The sequence below is a fragment of the Massiliimicrobium timonense genome (assembly GCF_002160865.1).
GTDB lineage: Bacteria > Bacillota_I > Bacilli_A > Erysipelotrichales > Coprobacillaceae > Allocoprobacillus.
Genome location: NZ_NFLJ01000023.1, coordinates 12,335 through 38,734, shown reverse-complemented (window position 1 = coordinate 38,734; position 26,400 = coordinate 12,335). Strand labels below are relative to the sequence as shown.

26 protein-coding genes are annotated in these 26,400 nt (G+C 31.6%); 24 read left to right on the top strand and 2 right to left on the bottom strand.

The features are described 5' to 3' along the window. Positions 1 to 193 precede the first annotated feature (193 nt). The 5 genes from B5E75_RS08705 (at position 194) to B5E75_RS08690 (ending at position 3,764) form a co-directional block, all read left to right on the top strand. Complete coding sequence (locus B5E75_RS08705) at positions 194 to 601, top strand: hypothetical protein (protein ID WP_087358432.1); 408 nt, start codon at positions 194 to 196, stop codon at positions 599 to 601. A 4-nt stretch (positions 602 to 605) separates the two neighbouring features. Further along, positions 606 to 749, top strand: a complete 144-nt coding sequence (locus B5E75_RS14565; RefSeq protein ID WP_162607657.1) for a hypothetical protein — start codon at positions 606 to 608, stop codon at positions 747 to 749. Between the two features lie 14 nt (positions 750 to 763). Beyond that, the gene (locus B5E75_RS08700; RefSeq protein WP_087358431.1) at positions 764 to 955 is read left to right on the top strand and encodes a hypothetical protein; all 192 of its coding nucleotides are present in this window, start codon (positions 764 to 766) and stop codon (positions 953 to 955) included. A 137-nt stretch (positions 956 to 1,092) separates the two neighbouring features. Beyond that, positions 1,093 to 3,237 carry a hypothetical protein gene (locus B5E75_RS08695; RefSeq protein ID WP_087358429.1) on the top strand — a complete coding sequence of 715 codons (2,145 nt, stop codon included), beginning with the start codon at positions 1,093 to 1,095 and terminating at the stop codon, positions 3,235 to 3,237. Beyond that, positions 3,234 to 3,764: a hypothetical protein gene (locus B5E75_RS08690; protein WP_087358427.1), complete on the top strand. Its 531-nt coding sequence runs from the start codon at positions 3,234 to 3,236 to the stop codon at positions 3,762 to 3,764. Before B5E75_RS08695 ends, B5E75_RS08690 begins: the two co-directional genes overlap by 4 nt. On the opposite strand, the gene B5E75_RS08685 is transcribed toward B5E75_RS08690, so the two are convergent. Continuing rightward, positions 3,761 to 4,270, bottom strand: a complete 510-nt coding sequence (locus tag B5E75_RS08685; RefSeq protein WP_087358425.1) for a GNAT family N-acetyltransferase — start codon at positions 4,268 to 4,270, stop codon at positions 3,761 to 3,763. The two genes, B5E75_RS08690 and B5E75_RS08685, sit on opposite strands and share 4 nt — an antisense overlap. Positions 4,271 to 4,523: 253 nt before the next feature. On the opposite strand from B5E75_RS08685, the gene B5E75_RS08680 reads away from it, so the two are divergent. The 13 genes from B5E75_RS08680 to B5E75_RS08620 all read left to right on the top strand — a co-directional run bounded on the left by B5E75_RS08680 (position 4,524) and on the right by B5E75_RS08620 (position 17,492). After that, positions 4,524 to 4,865, top strand: a complete 342-nt coding sequence (locus B5E75_RS08680) for a DUF2798 domain-containing protein (RefSeq protein ID WP_241146647.1) — start codon at positions 4,524 to 4,526, stop codon at positions 4,863 to 4,865. 161 nt (positions 4,866 to 5,026) lie between these two features. Beyond that, positions 5,027 to 5,338 (top strand): hypothetical protein, encoded by a 312-nt coding sequence (locus B5E75_RS08675; RefSeq protein WP_087358423.1) that lies wholly within the window; start codon positions 5,027 to 5,029, stop codon positions 5,336 to 5,338. Between the two features lie 14 nt (positions 5,339 to 5,352). Continuing rightward, positions 5,353 to 6,390 (top strand): V0D/AC39 family V-type ATPase subunit, encoded by a 1,038-nt coding sequence (locus tag B5E75_RS08670; RefSeq protein ID WP_087358421.1) that lies wholly within the window; start codon positions 5,353 to 5,355, stop codon positions 6,388 to 6,390. Positions 6,391 to 6,401: 11 nt separating this feature from the next. Continuing rightward, positions 6,402 to 7,928, top strand: coding sequence for a V-type ATP synthase subunit I domain-containing protein (locus tag B5E75_RS08665; protein ID WP_087358419.1), 1,527 nt, complete (start codon positions 6,402 to 6,404; stop codon positions 7,926 to 7,928). Positions 7,929 to 7,943: 15 nt separating this feature from the next. Continuing rightward, positions 7,944 to 9,869, top strand: coding sequence for a V-type ATP synthase subunit I (locus tag B5E75_RS08660; RefSeq protein WP_087358417.1), 1,926 nt, complete (start codon positions 7,944 to 7,946; stop codon positions 9,867 to 9,869). Between the two features lie 26 nt (positions 9,870 to 9,895). Beyond that, positions 9,896 to 10,321: an ATP synthase subunit C gene (locus B5E75_RS08655; protein WP_087358415.1), complete on the top strand. Its 426-nt coding sequence runs from the start codon at positions 9,896 to 9,898 to the stop codon at positions 10,319 to 10,321. Between the two features lie 24 nt (positions 10,322 to 10,345). Further along, on the top strand, positions 10,346 to 10,654 hold the full coding sequence (locus B5E75_RS08650) for a V-type ATP synthase subunit F (protein WP_087358414.1): 309 nt from the start codon (positions 10,346 to 10,348) through the stop codon (positions 10,652 to 10,654). A 12-nt stretch (positions 10,655 to 10,666) separates the two neighbouring features. Beyond that, positions 10,667 to 11,263, top strand: a complete 597-nt coding sequence (locus B5E75_RS08645; protein WP_087296816.1) for a V-type ATP synthase subunit E — start codon at positions 10,667 to 10,669, stop codon at positions 11,261 to 11,263. 17 nt (positions 11,264 to 11,280) lie between these two features. Then, on the top strand, positions 11,281 to 13,032 hold the full coding sequence (locus B5E75_RS08640) for a V-type ATP synthase subunit A (protein WP_087305219.1): 1,752 nt from the start codon (positions 11,281 to 11,283) through the stop codon (positions 13,030 to 13,032). Positions 13,033 to 13,046: 14 nt separating this feature from the next. Continuing rightward, positions 13,047 to 14,495 (top strand): V-type ATP synthase subunit B, encoded by a 1,449-nt coding sequence (locus B5E75_RS08635; RefSeq protein ID WP_087358412.1) that lies wholly within the window; start codon positions 13,047 to 13,049, stop codon positions 14,493 to 14,495. Further along, entirely contained in the window at positions 14,488 to 15,132 is a 645-nt protein-coding gene (locus B5E75_RS08630; RefSeq protein ID WP_087244122.1) for a V-type ATP synthase subunit D, read from the top strand. Before B5E75_RS08635 ends, B5E75_RS08630 begins: the two co-directional genes overlap by 8 nt. An 83-nt stretch (positions 15,133 to 15,215) precedes the next feature. Further along, the gene (locus tag B5E75_RS08625) at positions 15,216 to 15,629 is read left to right on the top strand and encodes a hypothetical protein (protein ID WP_087358410.1); all 414 of its coding nucleotides are present in this window, start codon (positions 15,216 to 15,218) and stop codon (positions 15,627 to 15,629) included. Positions 15,630 to 15,653: 24 nt separating this feature from the next. Further along, positions 15,654 to 17,492, top strand: a complete 1,839-nt coding sequence (locus B5E75_RS08620) for a glycerophosphodiester phosphodiesterase family protein (RefSeq protein WP_241146649.1) — start codon at positions 15,654 to 15,656, stop codon at positions 17,490 to 17,492. 18 nt (positions 17,493 to 17,510) lie between these two features. Here B5E75_RS08620 and asnB read toward each other — a convergent pair whose 3' ends face one another. Then, entirely contained in the window at positions 17,511 to 19,307 is a 1,797-nt protein-coding gene (asnB, locus tag B5E75_RS08615) for an asparagine synthase (glutamine-hydrolyzing) (protein WP_087358406.1), read from the bottom strand. 114 nt (positions 19,308 to 19,421) lie between these two features. Here asnB and B5E75_RS08610 point away from each other — a divergent pair, with 114 nt between their 5' ends. The 6 genes from B5E75_RS08610 (at position 19,422) to B5E75_RS08585 (ending at position 26,289) form a co-directional block, all read left to right on the top strand. Beyond that, complete coding sequence (locus tag B5E75_RS08610; protein ID WP_087358404.1) at positions 19,422 to 20,549, top strand: DEAD/DEAH box helicase family protein; 1,128 nt, start codon at positions 19,422 to 19,424, stop codon at positions 20,547 to 20,549. Continuing rightward, positions 20,507 to 21,148 carry a ComF family protein gene (locus tag B5E75_RS08605; RefSeq protein ID WP_087358402.1) on the top strand — a complete coding sequence of 214 codons (642 nt, stop codon included), beginning with the start codon at positions 20,507 to 20,509 and terminating at the stop codon, positions 21,146 to 21,148. The genes B5E75_RS08610 and B5E75_RS08605 overlap by 43 nt, the downstream gene beginning before the upstream one ends. Positions 21,149 to 21,317: 169 nt before the next feature. Next, entirely contained in the window at positions 21,318 to 21,515 is a 198-nt protein-coding gene (locus B5E75_RS08600; RefSeq protein WP_087244131.1) for a cold-shock protein, read from the top strand. Positions 21,516 to 21,644: 129 nt separating this feature from the next. Next, on the top strand, positions 21,645 to 24,293 hold the full coding sequence (secA, locus tag B5E75_RS08595) for a preprotein translocase subunit SecA (RefSeq protein WP_087358400.1): 2,649 nt from the start codon (positions 21,645 to 21,647) through the stop codon (positions 24,291 to 24,293). Then, positions 24,293 to 25,402 carry a peptide chain release factor 2 gene (prfB, locus tag B5E75_RS08590; protein ID WP_087358398.1) on the top strand — a complete coding sequence of 370 codons (1,110 nt, stop codon included), beginning with the start codon at positions 24,293 to 24,295 and terminating at the stop codon, positions 25,400 to 25,402. The genes secA and prfB overlap by 1 nt, the downstream gene beginning before the upstream one ends. Further along, positions 25,402 to 26,289 (top strand): YitT family protein, encoded by an 888-nt coding sequence (locus tag B5E75_RS08585; protein WP_087358396.1) that lies wholly within the window; start codon positions 25,402 to 25,404, stop codon positions 26,287 to 26,289. Before prfB ends, B5E75_RS08585 begins: the two co-directional genes overlap by 1 nt. Positions 26,290 to 26,400 lie beyond the last annotated feature (111 nt).

The following is a 26,400-nucleotide window of genomic DNA, read 5'->3' as shown; positions in this document are numbered from 1 at the left end:
TCATCGTTGTGATATTGATGATAAAATTAAGCCCCCAAATGATTATTGTTATCGTTTTATACCAATTGATTAACATGAAAAGTCATGCATGATTATTTCATGAATGGCAAAAAGCATTTTATTCCTAAGTCTTTTTATAAAGACTTAGGAATACCTGACAAAATACAATTTTGAACAAATGGAGGTTAATGCAATGGATTTATACAACGCAATGAAACAAGCAAGAAAATATTATGCTGAAAAAAATTATGAAAATGCTTTAGAAATACTTCAACAATGTTTTGATTTTGCAAAACAAGAATATGAAAAAGGAGATAAAAGAGGATTGGATTTTCTTTTAAATGGAGATCCTTATGATAAAAAACTTGATTATGAAAAAGCTTTAAGAATCAATAGAGAGGCTTATTCTTTATGTCAAATGATATTAAGTTGTTTTAATGACATAAGACGACATTTGTGTTTTTATTACAGCCTTGATGGATGTGATTTGAGATTTTTAGAGAATCGTTACAATACATATTTCGAAAAAACAATAAAACAACAAGAAAAATCTGAACAAGAATTCAAATTCTTGCTTAAACGCAAAGACGAGGAGGATTAACTCTATGGAACAAGTGATCATAAATGAACAAGAACTTATTCAAGAATTAGTTGATGAATTAGCAAAAGAACAATCTATTTATTTAAGATATGTTGTTTTTAATGCAGTCTTCTTAATGCTCATTTGCGTATATGCCATTTTTTATTAAAGGAGATTTTAACGATGAATGAAGAAAGATATGAAGACATCAAACGTATGGTTATAAAAAATGAGACATTAGAACAAAATATCTTTATTCAATATTTATTAGAAAATATTGATGATTTCATAGGAAAACAGTTAATACAAGTCATATTGATATTGATTGAAATGATAGGATTCTTACTTATTGTTATTTGGAAATTATTGTCATAGATTTTGATATTATAGAGTGACATTATTTTTACACAATAGGTAGGAAAATGATGTCACTTTTTAGCTTATATGCTAGAATATTTATATAGTATATAAGGAGGTGACAGGCATTTATATATGTATAAATGTCATGAATTATGGAAAATGTAGATAATCAAACATCTTTACGACAAGCTATTGATTTATTTGATATAGAACCTTTATTGAAATTGAATATTGATGTCGATGAAATCGTTGTTCATCCTCAACATATTGAAGAAGATATTCAAAAAACAATCAATTATATGAATGAGGCTTTAGAAAATCAAAATATCAATTATTATGATGATCCATCTCATATGAAGGAATTTTTTGAAAATATCATACGTTTATTTTATTTAAGAAATGAACTTTCACCTTATCTTGTATGTCTTAACGATAAGGAATATAAAGAACTATTTAAACAAGGACAATGTTTTTGTACAACTTCAGAAGCTTTTAAGAAGTTTTTAGAAGATCATCATTTTAATCATGATTTAGATGATGAACATGATATTTTTATCAAAAAACAAGTGGAACTTAATAGAATTCTAAAAGAAGATGAGAAACAATTATTCCATCTTTTAAAAGCAATCGTTTTTGCTCATTTTCCACATGATATGAAAATGGAAGGAAAGATGACCTTTCAAGACTATTTAGACAAGATAGGATTAAAATCTATTGCTCATTTACAGGAAATGTTTGATGAAATGGTTACATATAAACCTCATCTGGAAATGAAGTATTATTCTCTAACAAAAGTCAAAGATGCTGGTGGATCATCAGGCAACCATATCTTTAAAAAAGATTTAGAATTTTTTGATGCAGTAAAGCCTTATATTACCAATTGTCCTGATTATACTTCTAAACGTGCAACAGATCGCTCAGCAAAATATCTTGTCTTTCAACCCTATGGTCATTTAAGTGCGAAACAAGTTTACCAATATTTTTATCAGATTTATCGTTGGATTTTTATGCTTCTCTATGTGAAAATAGATTTACAGTTGCGATATAAACAAGCATTTCAAAGCATTGATTTACCTGAAAATATGGTGGAGGAGATGGCAACTGGTTTTGGATATGATTTATATTTAATCTATGCTTCAAGACATTGGAAGAATGAAAGCAAAAAGATTGTAGAAAAGTTCAATCATTCTTTAAGTGGATATATTTATGCATCTATTGTTAATAGAGTCAATTTTTCATCAACAAAAGAGAGTCATGATTGTCAAGAGAACGATGGTTTTCAAAAGGATGAAGATGGTATTTATAGATCAGCCAATAAAAAACCTCATGAACATACGCAAGAGGAATTATCAATGACTCAGATAGATACAGATATTCAGTTCCATAATGAAAAGACATATAATAATGATACCAATTATACTTTATCACAAGGAATACATGATGATGTAGAAGAATTTTGTAATCTTAAGGGGATTTGTTCGGATTATGCAATTGTTTTGACACGTGAGTGGACATCTTTTAGAAAAAAACATTCTTCATTGGAAGATTATCGTCATTTGGATCAAATGGAGTTGACAGAAAAAATGATGCAGAACTTTGAAAATCATTATTTAAGAACATTCAGTTATATGAATATGTCAATTTTAAAAATACAAAACGTTAAATATGCACAGGCTTTGATATCATTTTTAGATTTCTATGTTTTTACATTAATGCGAGATTTTTATGAAGAACTCAATGATTTTCATCATGAATATCTTCATGTTCAAGATCAAAAACAAAAGGAAAAAGAAATTATTCGTATTTTAAAAGGTCAGTTATGGCATATGGGTTATCTTTTCTATCGTATTGATATTGTCATGATTGGTGAAACAAGTCAGAAAATGAATCAAAATGAAAGTGAAGGACAAATATTTAAAAAAGGTTTTGAAAATTATATATGTCAAAACAAAAAATTAAATAAAGATGAGATGATTAGAAAAATTCTTACAGATACTTTTCATTTATTGAAATATTATTATATACCGGCACTTGAAAGTCCTTATTTAGATTATGTTTTTGATGAACAACAAAAATCACAAATTAAAGATTATGTCAACTTATTAGAATATTATTGGGCTGAATTTTCAAAACATAAAGCAATTTATAAAGTCGCATTTGGACATTCTAATGCTCCTAATAATATCAAATATTTCTTATATCATACATATCATCCAGAAAATGTTTATAAAGATATGCTGATGAGCAATCAATGGATTGAACTCATTCAAAATATAGAGAGGGAGGTGGCAGAATGAAACAGACACTTACACTTGAAGACATCGATGATTATGTTCAGGCTTTGACAGCTTTTTTACCAACACCCACACAAAGAAAAATGATTCAGGAATATCAGTCTGCAATTGAAAAAAATCCTCAATATCAAGTTTTGATTCAAAGAAAATTAGCTATCGCCAATATACCAACTACTTTTTTGCAAAAGCAGACTATTTCTATTCAAGAAATTATAGAAAATACTTTGCAGGAGCTAAAAGTAAAAGTGCAGGGTCAAATAGAAAAAACATTCTCTGTTTCTACTTATAGAATGTCATTTGCAAGAGGAGAAGATGTGGATATGAATCAGATTGGTATAGGCTATCAAGATCATGAATTAGATTTATATGTTCATCCAGAATTATTGAAAAATTATTCTTTTATACTTATGAAAGACGGACAGGAAATTTTACCTGATGAAATCATTGAAGAAGGTGGAGAGGGATATATTATATTTGATCATATTGATGAAGATGATGAATTTGAAATTATTATTAAAGAGAGTGCCTAAGCTGACACTCTCTTTTGTGGTGATATTGCTTTTTGTCTTAATGTTCCTTGATATAATCCTTCTTCACATTCCCCCACAGCAATAAACCCATGTTTTTGATAGTATTGTGTTAATGGTTGATTACTTGTCATAGAATCTAACCTTATATAATGTTTACCAAGTTGTCTGGCATAATCTTCAATACGTTTCAAAAAATAAGAACCACCCTGTAAATGAGGACGACTGACTAAACGATGAATATAAAGAGCAGGTTGATGATCATGCCAATTACTGTCATAGTCATGGACAACCGCACTGGCAATAATGTTGTGTTTGTTATCGGTAAGAACAAATAAGTTTCCCTTTTCTTGTTCCTGTTGATAGTAGGAAAGTGGGAAGATATCAAGATAATGTGTATCTTGCCATTGAGTAATGCCTTTTTCTTTCATCCACTGATCTCTTTCTAATATCATTTCAAAGATAACAGGAACATCTTGTGGATGGGCTTTTTGTAATTGATATGACATGATGAGTACCTCCTGATGTTATTCTAACATAAAATATAAATTTTAAAAAAAGACTTACATCTTTTTTTTAATATGTTAAATTAAGTCCCGTTAAAAATTGCATATAGAAACAGTGGTGGTATTGGAAATGGTACATGTGCAATGATCATGATTATGAACAACACATATGTTTTTTTGTGCGAAAAGAAGGAGGACAAAATGAATGAAATCAAAATGACATCACTTTTTATTTACTATAGCTATGGCTTTTGTCATGGCGTTTCATGAATTATGGATTATGTGGCCTATTGCAGTGATTATTGAATTATGTTTTGTAGAAAAATGGGCTGTCGCTTTAACAATGAAAAGATTCAATCCACAAGAAACATCACCACAAATCTTTCAAATGACGATTTGTACAATGATTGTCTGTTTGATGTGTCCCATTATGAGTTTTATTGCAACTCTTTTATTTCAAAATGCTGGAAATCAAGTGATTGCTTTATGGTTACAGGCAATGTTTGTTAATTTTCCTATGACTTTAGGATGGCAATTGTTTTTTGGAGGAACAGCAGTACGTAAATTAGAAAAGATATGTATTTATCAATCTTTTTGATTATAAAAATGAAAAGATAGAAATAGAGATATTTTCTATTTTTTCTTTTTTTAATCAAAGTATTTTTGGTTCTTTTTCATAAAGTGCTATTTTTCTTGAAATGTTAAAAAAATAGGAGTAAACTATGTGAGAATAAATGATTAAAGTGAGGAGGGATTATTTTGGACAAAATTATTGATGATATTGTTTCAATAGATTTGGAGTGTTCAAAAAGGGTTGAAGAAGCAAAAAAGAAAAAGCAAGATGTTCAAGCCAATATGAATGCAAAAAAGAAAGAAATCTATGATTCTTTTGTGAAAGAATATCAAGTCAAAATTGATGCTCATAAAAAAGAATTAGAAGCAAAGATTCAAGAAACTAGAGTCAAAAATGAACAAGAGTACAAAGAATCACTAAATCAGCTCTCTAGTCTTTACGAAAAGAATAAAGATGAATGGGTTTCTACCATTGTTAATCGTTGTAAAGAAATATAGAGAGAGGTGAGCGTATGAGTTCTTTTTCATCCAATGCAATTCTAGCAAAAGCACGTTCTATGTATTCACATAGATTAACTGAACAAAATTATGAGGAGCTTTTGAAAAGAAGAAGCATTAATGATTTAGTTGCTTATTTGAAAAGTGAAACAGCTTATAGTGATATATTAGCTGATTTAAAAGAAGTGAATGTTCATCGTGGTCAATTGGAAGCTTTATTAAATAAAGAAATCTTCTTAAGACTTGATCGTTTGATGCGTTTTGCTTCTAAAAAGGAATTAGAATTTTATCGCTTAGGTGTAATGGAACTGGAAATTCAATTAATTTTAACAAAAGCAAGATTAATTGTTTCAGATTACTATACGGGTTATGAAATTGAAATTCCTGATTATTTGAATAAATATGCGAGTTTTGATCTTTATGGTTTATTGGCAATTAATGATTATGATAGTTTGTTGTTTTTGTTGAAAGGTACAAAGTATTATGATGCATTACTTAAATATAAACCAGAAGAAGATGAAAGATTTGATTCAAACTTATTGGAATTAGAATTAAAGCATATTTATTATGCCGAGTATGTTGATGTCGTTAATAAGCTGTATAAAGGAAAGAAACGTAAAGATTTATTAACAATGATCAATACATCTATAGAGTTACAGAATATTACAAAGATATATCGTCTAAAGAAATATTTCAATGCGACACCAGATCAAATTAGAGAAACACTGTTTATGGAATATAGCCGTATTCCAAAGAGTGTTATGTTTGAACTCATTGAAACAAAGGATGCCAGTGAATTTTTAAAGAAATTATCTGAATCACCTTATAAATTATATGTTGATGATCAGGAATTTGTATATATTGAATATTATACAGAAAAGATCAGATATAATTTAGCAAGACGTTTCATGAGATTTTCAACAGATAGTGCATTGGTTTATATGACATATAAAATTGTATATCAAGTTGAAATTGATAATCTTAAACATATTATTGAAGGTTTAAGATATGGAGAGGCACCGAGTCAAATTGAAGCGATGCTCATCTATTAGGGGGACAAGATATGGCTATAGAAGAAATGATATTGTTAAATATGACTTTTGATCGTCGTGATTTAGATCAGGTCTTATTTACACTCAAAGATTCCAAGTACTTTTATCCTCAACCTGCTTCAAAGATTGTCAATAATGTGAAAGGTGTTCACGCATTATTTGAAGATAGTGCTTATACAAAATTATTGGATCGTTTGATTCAGGTTGCATCTGATATGAAGTTGGATTTGAATAAAGATTTAGCTCCTGATAAAGCATTAAATTTTGATAAAACAAATCAATATTTAAGTGAACTGGAAGCTGAAATAAAAAAGATTAAAGATGTTCAAGATCAATTAATAACGGAAAAAGATGAAAATGAAAAAACATTGGAAATCTTAAAGAGAATGACTTTAAGTGAAGTCAATCTCGATCATTTATTAGATTGTCAATATGTGAAAGCCAGATTTGGACGTTTTCACAGACAACATCTTGATAAAATTAAATATTATGAAGGTCGCCCATTTATTTTTAATAAGTTAGGGGAAGATCGTCAGTATGTATATTGTTGTTATATTGTGACAAACAGTTTATTACTGGAAGTTGACAATATATTTAAAGCGTTAGGGTTTGAAGAAATTGTTATTCCTTCATTTGTACATGGTAAAGTTGATGATGCAAAAAAGGAATTAGAAGAAGAAGTTCATGCGATGGAAGAATATATCTTACGTATGGATCAAAAGATGACAATTTTAAGAGAAACACACAAAGTTGATTTGTTGAAGTTATATTCAACTGCTTTGTTCTTACAAAGAATTGAATCATTTAAGACTTTTGTAGTGGATTTCCAAAGCAAATGTGCGATTTATGGATTTATTCCAAAACGTATGATTGAGGAATTCAAAGATATGTTAAAACATATCAACGGTATGGAATACCAAGAATTACCTGCAGATATTTTAGATCATCAGGAAATCATTGCACCAACAGTTGTGCATAATGCGAAAATTGTCAGACCGTTTGAAATACTAAGTAAGGTGAAACAAACAGATATCATTGATACAACGATTGCTGTGGCAGCACTTTATTATATTATTTTCATTATCTTCTTGGGGGACTTAGGAGTTGGAGCTGTATTAGCACTGCTTGGACTTCTTATGAGAAAGAAAAAAATGGGAAGTTTACTTCTATCACTTGGTGTAGCGACACTGCTTGGAGGACTTATTTATGGAGATGTTTTCTATACAATTAGCCTCTATCCAGCAATAGCATTACCATTATCAACAGTTTATAAACTTGTTGATGGAATACTTCTTCTCATTGTTGGAACTTATACAATTGGTGCATTTAAGAAAATGTATTTGGAAAATTCAACAATGGAAAAAGTCCTTTCCATGAAGGGAGTTTGTGGTTTGATTATTGTTTATGCAATTTTAGTGTATTTTGGTTGTGTATATGAAGCACATATCAATTTACCAATTATGCCATTTGCTATTGTGATTGTTGCTTGCCTTGTGTTTGTTTTAGCAAAATCAATTTTAAAGAAGAAAGCAGTATAAGGAAGGGAGAAATATATGGCAATAGCAAAATTAAAGCTTCTGGAAATTGAATTTCCAGCACAGCAATATGATGCTGTATTATTGAAGCTGATTAATCTTGACAATTTTCATCCTGAACCTGCTTCTAAATTTGCTGATTCAGTACAGGGATTATCAGTATTAAATCGTGAAAATCCTTATGCTGATTTAATCGCAAGAATGGAAGAAGCGAGGGATAAATATCGTCTTCAATTAAAAAGCACAGATGTTGATAATGTTCGTATGAATATTATTCAAGCTGATACATTCTTCTGTAATGTATTAGAAAAAGCTGCACAGATTGAAAAAGTCAAAGAAGATTTATTAACGATGATTCAAGAGAATGAAGCAACGATTGCTCAATTAGAGCATATGATTGATGCAAATATTGATTTTGATAGATTATTCTCTTGTAAATATTTACAGATTCGTTTTGGGCGTTTACCAACAATGAATTTAGATAAATTAAAATATTATGGAGAACAGAAATTCTTATTTAAAGTTTTACATAAAGGAACAAAGGAAACATATTGTAGTTATATTGCAACTGCAGATAATGCTCCTGAAATTGATAACATCTTTTCTTCATTGTATTTTGAACGTATTCATATTCCTGAATTCGTACATGGTAAACCTAGCGAAGCATTAGAAGTTTTAAAAGAAGAAGACGACACAGCTAAACAATATATTCAAGTGCTTGATCAAAGAATTGAAAAACTGTTTAGTGAAAATATGGAAGAAATGAATCATATTTATTCAGTTTCTAAAAAATTGAATGAAACATATGATGCTCAAAAATATGTCGTTGTCTTTGGCAAAAATGCCGCTGTATATGGTTTTGCGGAAGATAAGGATGCAAAGAATATTAAAGAAGAATTTGAAAAGTTAGATGATGTCAAAGTAGAAATCAGTTCACCAATGAGTGATTCACGTTTGACACCACCAACAAAACTTAAAAACAACTGGTTTTCAAGACCATTTAGAATGTTCGTAGAAATGTATGGTGTTCCATCATACACTGACTTTGATCCAACCAATTTAGTAGCCATTACATATACTTTCTTATTTGGTATGATGTTTGGTGATGTTGGACAAGGGATTGTTTTATCGCTGGTTGGATACTTTTTCTATAAATGGAAAGGTATGCAATTAGGTGCAGTTGGAATGCGTTTAGGTATTTCAAGTACAATCTTTGGATTTGTCTTTGGTTCTATCTTTGGTAGTGAAGCATTATTTGAACACTTTATGGAGCCAATGTTCTTGCCAATGAAATCTGAAAATACCATGACATTATTGATGGCAGCCATTGCAACGGGTGTTATCTTGATTATCATTTCTATCGCATTTAATATCTTCTTAAATATTAAGAAGAAACACTGGGGAGAAATGTTATTCTCACAAAATGGTGTCGCTGGACTTGTATTCTATGTATCAGTTCTATTATTAGTTGCCAATATGCTTGTGGGAATGAATTTACCTCTTGGTGGACCAGTCTATATTGTTTTATTGATTGCAATGCCAGTCGTGATGATTTTCTTAAAAGAACCGTTATGTCATAAACTTGAAGGGGAAAAGATGTTCCCACATGGTTTTGGGGCTTTCTTTACAGAAGCGTTCTTTGAATTATTTGAAGTTATGCTGACATTCATTGCTAATACGATGTCATTCTTACGTGTAGGTGGATTCGTTTTATCACATGCCGGAATGATGATGGTTGTTTACACATTAGCTGAAATGGTTGCTGGAGGTCCAGGTATCATTAACTTTGGATATATTTTAGTAGCTATTATTGGTAATATCTTCGTTATGTGTTTGGAAGGTATGATTGTTGGTATTCAGGTTTTACGTTTAGAGTTCTATGAAATGTTCTCACGTTATTATGAAGGAAAAGGAAAACCTTTCCATTCAATTCAAGAAAAATAAAAAGAAATATTTGGAGGAAAAAAATTATGAATTTAATGATGTTTATTTTACCTGCTATTGCTGTTGTTTTATTATCTTTACCATTAGTAAAAATGTTTACTTCTAAAGTAAGCAAAGAAAGTGCAAAATGGCGTTTATTAACTCATGTTGGAGGATTCTTTGGAGCTGTTGCTTTAACTTTATGTTTATCAATGGGTTCAGCATTTGCCGCTGAAGGTGCTTCTATTGTTGGTACAGTTGCTCAAGGTATGGGATTCTTAGCTGCTGCATTAGCAACTGGATGTTCTGCATTAGGTGCAGGTATTGCCGTTGCTGCTGCTGCTCCTGCTGCTATTGGAGCTTTCTCTGAAAATGATAACAACTTCGGTAAAGCATTAATTTTCGTTGCCTTAGGTGAAGGGGTTGCCATTTACGGGTTATTAATTTCAATCTTAATTATCAACGCTTTATAATTTTTACAAGAAAGGTCTGATTATATGAAATTTTTCTTAATCAGCGATAATATTGATACATTAATGGGACTAAGACTTGTAGGTATTGAAGGTGTGGTTGTGCATACAAGAAAAGATTTTCTTGAAGTTTTACAGTCAAAGATGAAAGATTCATCTATTGCGATTATCTTAGTGACTACAAAATTAGTTGATATGTGTCCAGATATTATATCAGAGATTAAATTAAAACAACAAAAACCACTCATTACAGAAATACCTGACCGTCATGGAAATTCTAAGATTGGTGAAACAATCGACGGTTATGTATCTGAAGCTATTGGAGTGAAATTATAGGAGAGATAGATTATGCAAAATATTGATCAAGTATTTCTCTATATGAAAGATGAAATTGAAAGACAGGCAAAAAGCGAAGAACAGGCAATTTTAAATGAAGTGAAAGCTCTTGAAGATGAAGCTTATGAATCTATGAAAGCAGAAGCGAAAAGAGATGCTGATTTAAAATTGAAACAGGAAGAAGAAGAAATGAGTTCTAACGCTTCTGCAGAAATTTCTGAAAGTCATATTGAAAGAACAAAAAAATTAATTGAAAAAAGAGATGAATATGTGAAAAACATCTTTGATCAGGCACGTGATGAATTAAAAGCTTTTGTCAAAAGTGATGAATATTTACCTTTTGTAGAAGCAAAAATAAAGAAAGTTGCTGCTGATTTTAAAGATTCTAAGTCTATCATGTATGTATCTCATGATGATTTCAAAAACAAAGATGCGTTTGTGAAAGCTTTTGGAACTGATATTGAAGTTCAAGCAAGTGATGATATTCAAATTGGTGGATTTATTCTTGAAAATAAAGCATCTTCTTTAGTTGTTGATGAAACTTTAGATTTTGCTTTAAATAATCAAAAAGATTGGTTTAATAAAAATTCTGGATTAATTATTAGATAGAAACGGGAGGTATGAGTGTGAATGAAAATGTAATTTATTCAATCAATGGTCCCGTTGTTACAGTCAAAGATACAGATGCCTTTTCTATGTTAGAAATGGTTTATGTTGGTAATGCGAGATTGATTGGAGAAGTTATCTCTATCAAAAAAGAATTAACAACAATTCAGGTTTATGAAACAACAACAGGATTAAAACCAGGAGAACCTGTGTATGGAACTGGACAACCTATTTCTGTTACTTTAGGTCCTGGTATCTTAAGAAATATTTTTGATGGGATTGAAAGACCACTAGAAGAAATTGCAAAAGAATCTGGTGCTTTCATTCCAACTGGTAGCCATGTTGATCCATTGGATAAAAATAAATTATGGGATGTCACAATGGTTGCAAAAGTCGGTGATGAAGTCAAAGGTGGAGATATTTATGCTACAATTCCTGAAACTGACTTAATCACGCATAAATGTATGGTATCACCATATACAAAAGGAAAAGTTATTGAAGTGGCTCCATCTGGACAATACAAAATTGATGATGTTGTCATGAAAATTGAAACGGCAGATGGTGAAATTGTGGAATGTACATTAACACAAAAATGGCCTATCAAACAGGCAAGACCAGTTACAAAACGTTTACCAATTTCAATGCCATTAGTGACAGGACAACGTGTTATTGATACATTGTTCCCAATTGCTAAAGGTGGAACAGCTGCTATTCCAGGAGGATTCGGTACTGGAAAAACAATGACTCAGCACCAATTAGCAAAATGGTGTGATGCCGATATTATCGTTTATGTAGGTTGTGGAGAACGTGGTAACGAAATGACTCAGGTTCTTGAAGAATTTAGAGAATTGATTGACCCTAAATCTAACAAACCTTTAACAGACAGAACAGTATTGATTGCTAATACTTCTAACATGCCAGTTGCGGCTCGTGAAGCTTCTATTTATACAGGGGTAACACTTGCTGAATATTATCGTGATATGGGATATCATGTTGCCATCATGGCAGATTCAACTTCTCGTTGGGCAGAAGCGTTACGTGAAATTTCTGGACGTTTGGAAGAAATGCCAGCTGAAGAAGGATTCCCAGCATACTTGCCATCACGTTTATCACAATTCTATGAACGTGCTGGATATATGAATAACTTAAATGGAACAAAAGGTTCAGTCACAATCATTGGTGCCGTATCACCACAAGGTTCTGACTTCTCTGAACCAGTCACTCAAAATACAAAACGTTTCGTACGTACTTTCTGGGCATTGGATAAAGCTTTAGCTTATGCACGTCACTATTTTGCGATTAACTGGAATCAAAGTTATAGTGAATATATTCCTGATCTTGAAAGATGGTTCAATAAAAATGTTGATCCAAAATTCTTAAGAGATCGTCAGGAATTATCAAGTATTTTAGCTGAAGAAACAAAATTAATGGAAATTGTCAAATTAATGGGTTCTGATGTTTTACCAGATGATCAGAAATTAGTGATTGAAGTTGCTAAATTAGTACGTGTTGGTTACTTACAACAAAATGCATTCCATCCAGATGATACTTATGTACCACTTGAAAAACAGTTAAAGATGATGGAAGTCATCTTATACTTATATAAACGTGGTAAAGAAGTTGTCAGTGCTGGAAAACCAATTCGTTTGATTTTGGAAACAGGTATTTTTGATAGAGTTGTCAAAATGAAATATGATGTCCCTAACAATAATTTAGCTTTATTTGATGATTATTATAAAGAAATTGATGAAGCAGTTGCATCTATTGACTAAAGGAGGAAAATGTTATGAGTCTACAATATGTAGGGTTGAACGAAATTAATGGTTCATTAGTCGTATTAGATCATGTTAAAGATGCTTCATATGACGAAATGGTCGAATTACAATTAAAAGATGGTTCAACTCGTTTAGGACGTATCGTTCAAATTGAAGGAGAAAGAGTTGTTGTACAGGTTTTTGAAGGAACAAACTCTTTATCTCTTGCCAATACAAAAACAAGATTATTAGGTCATCCAATGGAACTTCCTGTATCTAAGGAAATCTTAGGACGTGTGTTCTCTGGAGCAGGAAAACCAATTGATGGTCTTGGAGAAATCTATGCTGAAAAATCTATGGATATTAACGGTCAACCATTAAATCCAGTTGCTCGTGTTTATCCAAGAAACTATATTAACACTGGTATTTCATCTATTGACTGTTTAACAACTTTGATTCGTGGACAGAAATTACCAATCTTCTCAGGTTCAGGTTTGCCACACAATCAATTAGCTGTACAAATCGTTAAACAGGCCAAAGTTAAAGATGATGATGGTAGTGGATTTGCAGTTGTCTTTGCGGCAATGGGTGTTACAAATGACGTTGCTGAATACTTCAGACGTTCTTTTGAAGAAGCTGGGGTTATGCAAAGAGTTGTTATGTTCTTGAACTTGTCTAATGACCCAATCATTGAACGTACATTAACACCACGTTGTGCTTTAACAGCAGCTGAATATTTAGCTTATGAACATGATATGCATGTTTTGGTTATTTATACTGATGTCACTTCTTATTGTGAAGCTTTACGTGAATTCTCTTCAAGTAAGGGAGAAATTCCTGGACGTAAAGGATATCCAGGATACTTATATTCTGACTTAGCTTCATTATATGAAAGAGCTGGTATTTCTAAATCAGCAAAAGGATCAGTGACACAAATTCCAATTTTAACAATGCCTAACAATGATATTACTCACCCAGTACCTGACTTAACTGGATATATTACTGAAGGACAGATTACACTTGATTCTGAATTGAATTCAATGGGTATTTATCCACCAGTAAGTGTGCTTCCATCACTTTCACGTTTGATGAAAGACGGTATTGGTGAAGGATATACAAGAAAAGATCATTCAGATGTATCTAACCAGCTATTTGCTGCCTATGCACATGTGCAGGATGTTAAATCATTAACATCAGTTATTGGTGAAGATGAATTAACACCTGTTGATAGAAAATATATGGAATTTGGACGTTTATTTGAACAACATTTCCTTAACCAAGGTTTCAATACAAACAGATCTATTGAAGAAACATTAGATTTAGGATGGACTTTATTATCTGTTCTTCCTAAGAATGAATTAGATCGTATTGATAATGCCGTATTAGAACAATTCTATGATCATGAAAAGGCAGTAGCTCAATTTAATCTTCAAGAAGATACAATGATTAAAGAGCTACAGCAGGCTGTAGATAATGGCTAATCAGGTCTTTCCAACAAAAGGGAATTTGATTGCTACCAAAAAGTCATTAGAACTCGCATATTTGGGTTATGACTTGATGGATAAAAAAAGAAATGTTCTCATCAAGGAAATGATGAATTTATTAGATGATGTCAAATTGATCAGAGATGATATTACAGATTCTTATCAAAAAGCTTATTATGCTCTTCAGGAAGCGAACATGTCACTTGGTATTATCAGTGATATTGTTGAAGCTGTTCCTATTGATGAAGGATTGAGTGTGACTTATCGAAGCGTTATGGGAGTCGAAATTCCAAAAGTAAGCTATGAAAAAACACCTCTTCGTCTAGGATATGGTTTTGAAAGAGCAAATTCTAAAGTTGATTATGCTTATAGATGTTTCTATCATGTTAAAGAATTAACTGTGAAATTAGCAGAAATAGAAAATGCTGTTTATCGTTTAGCCAATGCTATTCGTAAAACACAAAAACGTGCTAATGCTTTGCAAAACATTTCTATTCCTGAATTTGAAAGAACAGTGAAATTCATTAGTGAATCTTTAGATGAAAAAGATAGAGAAGAATTCTCTCGTCAAAAAGTCATCAAAACGCAAAAAAATAAACAAGAAAGATTAAAGAAAGAACAAGGTCTTGAATGATCTTGTTTTTCTTTTATAGAATATTAAGAATTTATTAAGAAAGTTTTGCGTATAATCCACTATACTGTAAGTGGGTGATCAATATGAAAAGAAAAATCTTTATGACAATCATTTTTATATTCAGTTTATCAACGATGTTTATGACCTGGTTTGGTGGATATAAGGGAGTGCAGGATGTATCAGGGTTTATTTTAATGAATAATCCCATTGCTGTTACATGCATGATGATTACGATATTTAGCATTTGGATGCATTGGGGATATACAAGTTATATACTATGCTGTATTGGACTAATAGGGATTATTGCAATGGAGATTTATGAGTTTTTGACATGGCATATTTTCCCATTTTCTGGGGTATTCAGTTTACGTTTAAGTTTAGAACTTTGTTATCCTCAATTTTATATTGCCCTTATGAGTACTATCGCAACTTTTCTCATTTACAAATATTATTTTTGGAAAAGAGATTTGACAAAGTGGCAGGATTATGTATCATAGTAGCTAAAGGGGATGGTCAGTGTGATGAAAAAATATGGTTCTTTCATTAAGAATGTTTTACAGTTTACAATTATTTATAAGCTGATCATTCTTTTTTGTTTAAGTCCGATACTCAGACTTATCTTAAAGGAATATTTAAAGAAGGCATCAGTCAGTATTGCTTTTAATCAAAATATGATAGAAGTTTTTTTATCATTACCGGGAATCATTATATTTTTGATTTTAGTACTGACGATGATGCTTTTGATTTATTACAATCTGTATGTGATTATACAAATCATCACCTTAGAACATCAAAAACAATCTTATCAATTGAAAGAGATTGTTTTAAAAAGTATCATCAATTTAAAAACAATTCATAAACCAACTTTTGTATTAAGTGGTCTTTATATGTTGTTATTGTTACCTTTAGTTCATGTAGGGTATATTAATAATTATGTCCCTAGATGGGATATTCCATCTTTCATTTTAAATGAACTTCAATTAACCCTTCAAGGCCAAATTTTGATTGGTCTTATTTATTTATTTTATTATGGTTTATATATTATGATGATTTTTGTTCCACTTTATTTATTTTTAAAACAAATGTCTTTGATACAAGCTATAAAAAAAGGATGCCATTTACTAAAAACAATCACTTTTTCACAAAAAATAAGATTGTTGATGAGTATCATAGCGTGGGTGATCGTAGAAAATAGTATCATACATATCTTACCATACCCTCTTTTACATAATCGAGATTTTAATATTTATTTTGTAAAATATCTCATGCATTTTGCATCTTTTCGTTATAGTGTTATTCAATATATCATCATTTATCTTTTACAGATTATCGCAATGACTCTCTTTTTGAATTATCTTGTGTCATTATTTTGTCAGTATGAAAAAGAAATCATGACCATTCAACAACAGAATTTAGATACCATTCGTTTGCAACGATTGATCAGTCATTGCCAAAAAACAACAGGATACGCCTTATGTCAATTAAAACAATATTTTTCACAAATACAATGGATACGTACTTATCAAAAATATTTACGTATTATTTGTATCATTTGTATTTTTATTGTAGGGATTGTTTATTTTCATCAAGATTTAAGATTGCATAAGCCTTATGTAATAGGGCATCGTGGTTCAGGGTACGCTATTGAAAATACTTTTGAAGCTGTAGAAAAAGCTAATGATTATGGTAGTGATTTTGCAGAAATTGATATTCAGTTATCTAAAGATGGTATTCCAATTGTATATCATGATACAACAATGTCACGTCTATCCCATGTATCTACATCCGTTTCACAAATGACTGCCCAACAATTTGAAGATACAACATTACAATATGAAAATTATACAGCTCAACCTACGACATTAGAACATTTGATTCAAAAGATGCAAGATCATCATTTCAATATCAAATTATTAATAGAATTCAAAGCTGATCCTGAAAATTACCGTGAAATGGTCAATCAGGTGGTGAAAATTGTCAATCAATATCATATGGGTTCACAAACAATGTTTATGTCCCTGCATTATCCGACTGTATCTTATTTACATCATCTTTATCCTGAATGGTGGATTGGATACTGTATTTATGGAAGTATTGGAGATATTGATGCAAGTATATGGAATATGGATATTGACTTTTTAGCTATTGAAGAAAATCGAGCAAGTACTTCTTTAATTCAAAAAGCTATTTCACAAATGATTCCTATTTACATATGGACAGTAGATAATGAAAAGAAAATGAAACAGTATTTAGATATGGGAGTAAGTGGAATTATTACTAATGATCCTGATTTAGGAAGACAGGCTATTGATGCTTATCTACAAAAACATCCTCATTCATATTATGAAGATCAAATATAAAAAAGCAGGGTGACCTGCTTAAAATTCAAGTTGAATGTGATAAATTTTTCCCCATAAATAAATTTGATAGAAATAAGCCATGAGTTGGGGTCCCATCATAAGTTGTCCAAACCATGGAGCAGTTAGACTTTGACCATGAGATTGTATAAAACCATTAAGCTTTTGATAATCAAAAAATTGAAATAAAAGATTAGAAGGATCCTTTAAGGATTCTTTTAATTTGTTTTCGATAAGTTGAGCATAAAGTGGAGAATAGGTCTTAGGATAAGGATTCTTTTTACGATGTAAAATATCTTCTGGTAAAAAATCGTGAAAAGCCTGACGAAGAATACCTTTTTCTTCACCTTGAAAAAACATATAGTCCTCGGGCATATTATAAAGATATTGAAGTATTTTTGTAGAAGCAAAAGGGACACGGACTTCTAATGAAGCACGCATGGTTTGACTGTCAGCACGTGTTAAAAGTGTTTGCATAAACCATTGTGTATTGAGATAGATAAGCTGTTTTTTACGATTGTCAGTATGAATTTCTTGTAAGCTTTCTTGATAGCGTTGAATAATATAGTCTTTAAGGTTTAATTTTTGAACTTTTTCATTAAACATACTTAATCTCTGATCTAAATCACGTATCCAAGGGAAATAAGGCTGGTTATAGAGTTCTTCTTTATAAAACCAAGGATAACCACCAAAGATTTCATCAGCACATTCACCTGATAATGTGACTTTATGCTCTTTAGCGATTTCTTTAGAAAATAAAAGAAAACTTGCATCAATATCTGCCATACCTGGCATATCTCTGGCAATTAAGGCTTCTTTTAAAGCATCTATTAAATCTGTTTGCTTTAAAATAATATTGTGATGATGTGGTGTGTAACGTGTGACCATCTGATGAATATAGTCATCATCCATTGTTGTCTGGTAATCATAGGCATGAAAGTATTGCTCTTGATCTTCATAAGTGACGCTATAGGTAGAAAGTGGACGGACATATTGTGAAGTAATGGCTGTAATAATGCTGGAATCTAAACCACCTGACAACATTGTTGATAAAGGAACATCGCTTAACAATTGATGTTGAACACTCTCTATAACAAGATGACGCACATGCTGAATCGTTTCTGGCAGATTTTCGTCATGAGATTGATCATGTAGCTTCCAATAACATTGAATGTGTAACTCTTTTTGAAAGTATAAATAATAGCCTGGTCTTAAGGAATAAATGTTTTTATAGACTGTTTGACCGGGTGTTAAACTTGGACCCAGTCCTAAGAGTTCTTTGACACCTTTTTCATCGACAATAGCCTGACCAAGATAGCTTAAAAGACTTTTGATTTCACTGGCAATAACCAATGTTCCTTCATGTAATGTATAATATAATGGTTTGACACCAAGAGGATCTCTTGCAGCGAATAATTTTTCACCATCATCAATTACAAATGCAAAAATACCTTCAAATAAATCAAGACAATGTTCCTGATATTCTATATAAGCAGCCAAAACAACTTCGCTATCACTCATTGTTTGAAATGTGTAACCTAACTCAATCAAATGATTTTTGATTTCAGTCATATTATAAATCTCACCGTTATATGTCATGCGATAAGTACGCTCATGATGCGTATATAAAAGAGGTTGTTGCCCATTCTTTAAATCAATAATAGCTAAACGTGTATGTCCCATAAGACAATGTGGTGTCATAAAATAACCCATATGATCAGGCCCACGCTTTTGTAAGAGCTTTGTCATTGTCATGATTTTTTCATCATAATCAAGTAAATGTTTTGAATAATTACAAATTGTGATAATTCCACACATAGATTTCACCCCATACAATGTATGAAATGTTTTTTGAAATATGAGAAAAAGATAAGACAAAGTTGAGATTTTAGAGGTGTTGATTTGTGGTATGATAGCTATGGGTGATGAAAAGTGGAATGTTCAAGATGTCATAATCGAAATGTAGAGCGCTTATATGAGTTAAATGGAAGATATTATTGTCGTGAGTGCATCCAATTCCATCGTGTCTGGATTGATGAAACATGTCAACAGGAAAATCATCAATATCCTGTATGTCAAGTTCAATATCATCTTGATTTTGAACTATCTCCAACTCAAAAGGAAATATCCAGACAGCTTGTTAAAAATTATCAAAGTCATAAACATTCCGCCGTCTTGGCAGTCTGCGGTTCTGGAAAAACAGAAATCGTATTTGAGTTAATTCAGTATGCTTTACAGATTGGTCATCGTGTTTGTTTTTGCATTCCTCGAAAAGAATTAGTGAAAGAATTATATCAAAGGATTCAAGAAGCATTTGATCATCTGGATATTGGTTTGGTTTATGGTGGACATAACGAAAATATGGATGCACAGATGGTTATTTGTACGATGCATCAATTATATCGCTTTGAACAAAGTGGTTTTGATTTAATTATCGGGGATGAAGTAGATGCCTTTCCATTTTATGGGAACAAAGTTTTACAGGAAATTTTTATGAATTGTTGTAGAGGTCATTACGTCAAGTTGAGCGCAACATTCGTCAAAGAGGATATACATGGAGAAGAATTACTAATTATGAATCGCAGATACCATGGCTATGATCTTCCAGTACCTCAATTAATCATTTGTCCTCATTGGTTACAGATATGGCTCATTCGTTTACTCCTTTGGAAATGGAAGAAGAAAGTGATTATTTTTGTTCCCTATGTAAAAGATGTTGATAAACTTGTCCAAAAATTACATGGTCTTAAAGTTCAAGGTGTTTCTTCTATACATGAACATAATCAAGAAAAACTGGAGGCATTGAAAAAAGGCGACATTGATGTGATTGTTTCCACAACTTTACTGGAACGTGGAATTACTGTAGAAGATGTTCAGGTGATTATCTATCATGGTGAAAATGATTTGTTTGATCGTAGAACATTAATTCAAATAGCAGGGCGTGTAGGACGTAAAATCTCTCATCCTCAAGGGCATGTTTATATTTTATCCAATGAACATACCGCATCTATCAAGCAATGTATTCATACCATCAAAGACCTCAACAAAATGAATGCTTAATTTGTCACACACCGCTTCTGCAACAAATATCCTTAGCCCATCTTCTCTATACTCTGCCACTATGTCAGAAATGTTTATCTCAGTTTCATATTATAGATATTCAAACAACTTTTCATCACCATCCTTTAAGAATTTTATATGAATATGATGATTTCTTTAAATCACTTCTTTATCAATATAAGGGACTTTATGACTATGCTTTAAAAGATGCATTTTTATGTTCTTATCAGTCCTGTTTTCATATACAATATCAAGATTATATCATTGCAGTAGCTCCCAGTTCGTTCCAAGAAAATGAAAAACGTGGCTTTGCACCTATGGAAAGTATTGCTTATTCATTTTCATCACATGTTTTTACAGGACTTTATAAGAAAGAAATGTATAAACAAAGTGACTTGTCATTTGCTGAAAGAAAAAGGGTTAAAGACAAAATTGGTATTCAAAATGAAACAGTTCTTAAAGGAAAAAAGGTATTGATTTTTGATGATGTGATAACTTCATCATCAACCTTAACCACTTGTTTATCACTTATTGAAAAGTGTCATCCCCAAAAGATAGAACTGCTTGTTTTATCAACTAAGAGTTTTATGACATTATAAATGTACATTTCGCTTATGAAGTGTGCATTTTTTTATATTGATTCGTCAAAAAAAGATATATTTCCTAGGAAATAAAACAAAAAAAGAAATTGGCTCGACAGAAAATGCGTTCTTTCTTAATTAGCATCATCTATAATGGATACAACCATGAAGTAAAGGAGTTGTGATTATGCAGGGTAAAGTCAAATGGTTTAATGCTGAAAAAGGATTTGGATTCATTGATCGTGGTGAAGGAAAAGATGTTTTCGTTCATTATAGTCAAATTATACAAGATGGATATAAATCTTTAAATGAAGGTGAACTCGTAGAGTTTGAACTCTATTCGACAGAGCGTGGCTTACAAGCTAGACATGTCGTAAAGATTTGATGAAAGGGTGATATGCATTGGCATATCCTTTTTTTCGTTAGAATAATTTTACGTGATATTTACTTTGTTTTCTGTAGATTATATGCTATAATGTGAAATGTTTCAGTATGCATGAAAGGAGATTTATTCATGGCAAGTAAAAAACAAGAAATTAGAAAACAAATAAAAAAGAAAGAAGCCAAAGAATTGGAAGAACTTGGATTAAATCCGAATGCTGAAATTGTGGATTTAAATGATGATTTAGGTGAAGATGTTGTTGTTGAAACATTTGATGATGTTGTGAAAAAACCACAACAGCCTATTGAATTTAAAACAACACCACAAAAAGAGAAAAAAGGATTATTTGGTTCTATCAAAAAGGCTTTTTCACAGGATAATAAAATATTAAAGAAACTTGAAAAACAGGCTTTACAGATTATGGATCTGGAACCTCAATATCAGGCGATGAGTGACGAAGAATTGGCTCATCAAACAGAACTTTTTAAAGAACGCCTAAAAAACGGAGAAACATTGGATGATATCTTGGTTGAAGCCTTTGCAACAGTACGTGAAGCAGCATATAGACGTTTAGGTTTAAAAGCTTTTAAAGTGCAGCTGATGGGTGCCATTTCTTTACACAATGGTGATATTGCGGAAATGAAAACAGGTGAAGGTAAAACTTTAACATCTATTTTTCCGGTTTATTTAAATGCTTTAACTGGAGAAGGAGTTCACGTGGTGACTGTCAATGATTATCTGGCAGAACGTGATAAAACAGATAATGGAAAAGTTTATGAGTTTTTAGGTTTAACAGTAGGACTTAACAAACGTGAACTGACAAAAGATGAAAAAAGAGCTCAACATGCGTGTGATATTACGTATACAACAAATGCTGAACTTGGATTTGATTATTTAAGAGATAATATGGTCACACGTTTGGAAGATAAGGTTTTAAGACCATTGAATTTTGCGTTGGTCGATGAGGTTGACTCTATTTTGATTGATGAATCAAGAACTCCATTGATTATTTCTGGTGGTAAGAAAAATACAGCTGCTTTATATGTTCAAGCTGATAAATTTGTAAAATCTTTACGTGAAGAAAAAGATTATGAAGTTGATATTGAAAGTAAAACAGTCGCTTTAACAGCCGAAGGAATTAATAAGGCAGAAAAGGCATTTAAAATTCAAAATTTATATGATCCTGAACATACAGCTTTAGTTCATCATATCAATCAAGCATTGAAAGCTAACTATACAATGAGTTTAAATGTTGAATATATGATTGCGACAGAAGATGGAAGTCATGATATTCGTAATGCCAGTATTATGATTATTGATCAGTTTACAGGTCGTGTGATGCCAGGTCGTGCTTATAGTGATGGGTTGCATCAGGCACTTGAAGCTAAAGAAGGTGTTCCTATTAAAGAGGAAACTGTCACTCTAGCAACTATCACTTATCAAAACTTCTTCCGTTTATTCAATAAATTAGCAGGGATGACAGGAACTGCCAAAACAGAAGAAGAAGAATTTAGAACAATCTATAATATGCGTGTTGTAGAAATTCCAACGAATAAACCTGTGATTCGTGATGATAAACCAGATTTGGTTTTCGCAAAACAATCTGCTAAATATAAAGCAATTTGTGATGAGGTAGAAAGAAGACATAGCTATGGTCAACCTGTGTTATTAGGAACTGTTTCAGTAGAAACTTCTGAATTATTAAGTAAGATGTTAAATAAACGAGGAATTAAGCATAATGTCTTGAATGCAAAAAATCATGCGAAAGAAGCTTTGATTATTGAAAAAGCAGGTGTGATGGGTGCAGTCACTATTGCGACAAACATGGCTGGTCGTGGTACGGACATCAAATTAGGTGAAGGTGTACCGGAATTAGGTGGATTGATGGTTATTGGTAGTGAAAGACATGAATCAAGACGTATTGATAATCAGTTAAGAGGTCGTTCTGGTCGTCAAGGAGATCCTGGGTGTTCATTGTTCTTTGTTTCATTTGAAGATGAATTAATGCAAAGATTTGCGAATGAAAAGATGAAGGAAAGAATGGGTTCTTTCTTAGAAGATGAAGCTATTGAAAGTAAGATGGTAACAAAATCAATTGAAAATGCTCAAAAACGTGTTGAAGGACAGAACTTTGATATTCGTAAGCAATTATTACAATATGATGATGTGATGCGACAACAACGTGAAATCATGTATAAAGAACGTGATGATATTATGTCACAGACTGATTTAGGTCCAATTGTGAAAGGAATGTTTGAACAGGCGGTGGAAAATACTGTTCGTCAGTTTACAAAACATGATGGTAAAAAAGAACATGTTGATGTTGATGGTGCATTAAATTATATTTCTAAAAACTATATGTTATTAGCTACTTTAGTTGCTAAAAATAAAGATGTTGTAGAACAAGATGCTAAAAAATTAACAAATAGTTTATCTGAAATTGTTTATTTGCAGTATCAAAATAGATTTAATAAAGATTTACCAGCTGAAATTAAATTAGATTATGAAAGAAGAATTTTATTAGGTGTCATTGATCATACATGGATCAATCATATTGATGCTATGCAAAAATTAAGAAATGGAATTTACTTACGTGCTTATGCACAAAGAGATCCACTTCAAGAATATACTGAAGAAGCCTTTTATATGTTTGAAGAAATGACAAAATCAATTTCTCAAGATATTACAAGAAACATTGTTCATATGGGTATTGCTCCTGGTAGTGAACAGGAAAAACAGATTCCATCAGTGCAAATTGAATTGGAGTTTAAAGCAGATTAATGGAATTATATGAAATGAAGGATGGGCTTGAAAAAGCCCGTTCTTTACTCAAGGAACTTTTTGTTTCTATTGATATTGAAGGTTTGAAAAGAGAAATTGAAGGTTTGACAGTACAAACAATGGATGAGAATTTCTGGAATGATCAAGATCATGCCAGAAAGATATATGATCAATTAAATGAAATGAAAAAGAAAGTTGATACATATGAGTATTTGGTAAAAACTTTAGATGAGTTAGAAGAAACCTACCAGTATGTCAAAGAAAATGATGATGCTGATTTTAAGGCTGTTTTAGATGAAGATTATGGTGTTTTTGAAAAAGAAATGAATGATTTTGAAAAAACATTGTTATTTTCTGGTCAATATGATCATCATAACGCCTTGTTAGAAATTCATCCTGGTGCTGGGGGAACAGAGTCACAGGATTGGGCTGCCATGTTAATGCGTATGTATCAAAGATATGCAGATAAAAAAGGTTGGAAAATAGAAGTCTTAGATTATTTGGATGGTGAAGAAGCAGGATTAAAATCAGTAAGTTTACGTATGATAGGTTATAATGCTTATGGGCATCTTAAAGCTGAAAAAGGTGTTCATCGTCTGGTACGTATTTCACCATTTGATGCATCCAAACGCCGTCATACATCATTTGCTTCGGTTGATGTGATGCCAGAATTTGATAACGATATCGAAATTGAAATTGATCCACATGATATTCGTATTGATACTTATCGTGCTTCTGGGGCTGGAGGACAGCATATTAATAAAACAGATTCAGCGATTCGTATTACTCATCTTCCTACACATATTGTTGTGACATGTCAATCACAGCGTTCACAGATTCAAAACCGTGAACAGGCGATGATTATGTTGAAATCTAAATTATATCAGTTAATGTTAGAAAAACAGGCACAGGAGCTAAGTGAGATTAAAGGAGAACAAAAAGCGATTGAGTGGGGTAGTCAAATTCGTTCTTATGTTTTACATCCTTATTCGATGGTAAAAGATAATCGTAGTCAATATGAGTCAAATAATCCTAAAGCCATTTTAGATGGAGATTTAGATGACTGTATATATGCTTATTTAAAATCACAAGTAAAGGAGGATGACTAATGCATCAGGCAAAGCATCTTTTACGTGATACAATCATTGTCATTATTGGAAATTTGATACTTGCCTTTGGTGTTGCAGTTTTTGCAGTCCCTTCAGATTTAATTGTTGCTGGAGCAACTGGGATTGCTTTGATTGTCTGTGAATTTATTTCGGTCAATTATGCTACAGTTGTCTTTGTCATCAATATGGCGATGTTGTTACTTGGATTTATTGTTTTAGGTAAAAAATTTGCTGCAGGAACGATTTTAAGTTCGATTATATTTCCGTTTTTTCTGGCGATGTTTGAATCTATGCCACAATTACAGCACTTGACATCAGATATGTTATTATCGACAATTTATGCTGGATTATTTACCGGACTGGGATGTGGTATCGTTTTTAGAATTGGTTATAGTACTGGGGGAACAGATATACCACCCATTATTATTAATAAGAAATTTCATATTTCGTTAGGTGTCTGTGTTTACTTGTTTGATGTTGTTGTATTATTAGGACAAGCTTTCTTTACAAGCTTTGAAGGTATCTTATATGGAATTATTACCGTCTTTATTACAGCTATTGTCTTAGATAAGGTCACTATCTTTGGTGAAAAGAATTTACAGGTATTGGTGATTTCAGCACATCATGAAGAAATTGCAGAAGCTATTTTTAAGGAAATTGATAGGGGATGCACCTTTGTCAATGTGACAACAGGATATTTCCATGACCAACAAAAAGCTGTTCTTTGTGTTGTCAATAATCGTGAATATCCTGTGATTAATGATTTGGTCATGACTATTGATCCAACAGCATTTATTATTGGTAGTGAAATTCATAGTGTCAAAGGTAGAGGATTTACTTTACCTAATATTGATTTGGATAAACAAAAAAGAGATCATATTTTATAAAACAGCAATATTTTTATTGCTGTTTTTAAATCAAGTAAAAGTTAATAGGTCTATAACAAATAAGATAACGACTTATATCAGTTTTGATGAATATTTTTTAATAAATGAATG

Bases quoted from the DNA above. Each gene is read 5' to 3' on its own strand.
- B5E75_RS08635 (WP_087358412.1), top strand. From the start codon at position 13,047: ATGAGTCTACAATATGTAGGGTTGAACGAAATTAATGGTTCATTAGTC.
- B5E75_RS08605 (WP_087358402.1), top strand. From the start codon at position 20,507: ATGTATTCATACCATCAAAGACCTCAACAAAATGAATGCTTAATTTGT.
- B5E75_RS08700 (WP_087358431.1), top strand. From the start codon at position 764: ATGAATGAAGAAAGATATGAAGACATCAAACGTATGGTTATAAAAAAT.
- B5E75_RS08695 (WP_087358429.1), top strand. From the start codon at position 1,093: ATGGAAAATGTAGATAATCAAACATCTTTACGACAAGCTATTGATTTA.
- B5E75_RS08685 (WP_087358425.1), bottom strand. From the start codon at position 4,270: ATGTCATATCAATTACAAAAAGCCCATCCACAAGATGTTCCTGTTATC.
- B5E75_RS08645 (WP_087296816.1), top strand. From the start codon at position 10,667: ATGCAAAATATTGATCAAGTATTTCTCTATATGAAAGATGAAATTGAA.
- B5E75_RS08660 (WP_087358417.1), top strand. From the start codon at position 7,944: ATGGCAATAGCAAAATTAAAGCTTCTGGAAATTGAATTTCCAGCACAG.
- B5E75_RS08625 (WP_087358410.1), top strand. From the start codon at position 15,216: ATGAAAAGAAAAATCTTTATGACAATCATTTTTATATTCAGTTTATCA.
- B5E75_RS08690 (WP_087358427.1), top strand. From the start codon at position 3,234: ATGAAACAGACACTTACACTTGAAGACATCGATGATTATGTTCAGGCT.
- B5E75_RS08670 (WP_087358421.1), top strand. From the start codon at position 5,353: ATGAGTTCTTTTTCATCCAATGCAATTCTAGCAAAAGCACGTTCTATG.
- prfB (WP_087358398.1), top strand. From the start codon at position 24,293: ATGGAATTATATGAAATGAAGGATGGGCTTGAAAAAGCCCGTTCTTTA.
- B5E75_RS14565 (WP_162607657.1), top strand. From the start codon at position 606: ATGGAACAAGTGATCATAAATGAACAAGAACTTATTCAAGAATTAGTT.
- B5E75_RS08620 (WP_241146649.1), top strand. From the start codon at position 15,654: ATGAAAAAATATGGTTCTTTCATTAAGAATGTTTTACAGTTTACAATT.
- asnB (WP_087358406.1), bottom strand. From the start codon at position 19,307: ATGTGTGGAATTATCACAATTTGTAATTATTCAAAACATTTACTTGAT.
- B5E75_RS08650 (WP_087358414.1), top strand. From the start codon at position 10,346: ATGAAATTTTTCTTAATCAGCGATAATATTGATACATTAATGGGACTA.
- B5E75_RS08705 (WP_087358432.1), top strand. From the start codon at position 194: ATGGATTTATACAACGCAATGAAACAAGCAAGAAAATATTATGCTGAA.
- B5E75_RS08630 (WP_087244122.1), top strand. From the start codon at position 14,488: ATGGCTAATCAGGTCTTTCCAACAAAAGGGAATTTGATTGCTACCAAA.
- B5E75_RS08600 (WP_087244131.1), top strand. From the start codon at position 21,318: ATGCAGGGTAAAGTCAAATGGTTTAATGCTGAAAAAGGATTTGGATTC.
- B5E75_RS08665 (WP_087358419.1), top strand. From the start codon at position 6,402: ATGGCTATAGAAGAAATGATATTGTTAAATATGACTTTTGATCGTCGT.
- B5E75_RS08655 (WP_087358415.1), top strand. From the start codon at position 9,896: ATGAATTTAATGATGTTTATTTTACCTGCTATTGCTGTTGTTTTATTA.
- secA (WP_087358400.1), top strand. From the start codon at position 21,645: ATGGCAAGTAAAAAACAAGAAATTAGAAAACAAATAAAAAAGAAAGAA.
- B5E75_RS08680 (WP_241146647.1), top strand. From the start codon at position 4,524: ATGGCGTTTCATGAATTATGGATTATGTGGCCTATTGCAGTGATTATT.
- B5E75_RS08585 (WP_087358396.1), top strand. From the start codon at position 25,402: ATGCATCAGGCAAAGCATCTTTTACGTGATACAATCATTGTCATTATT.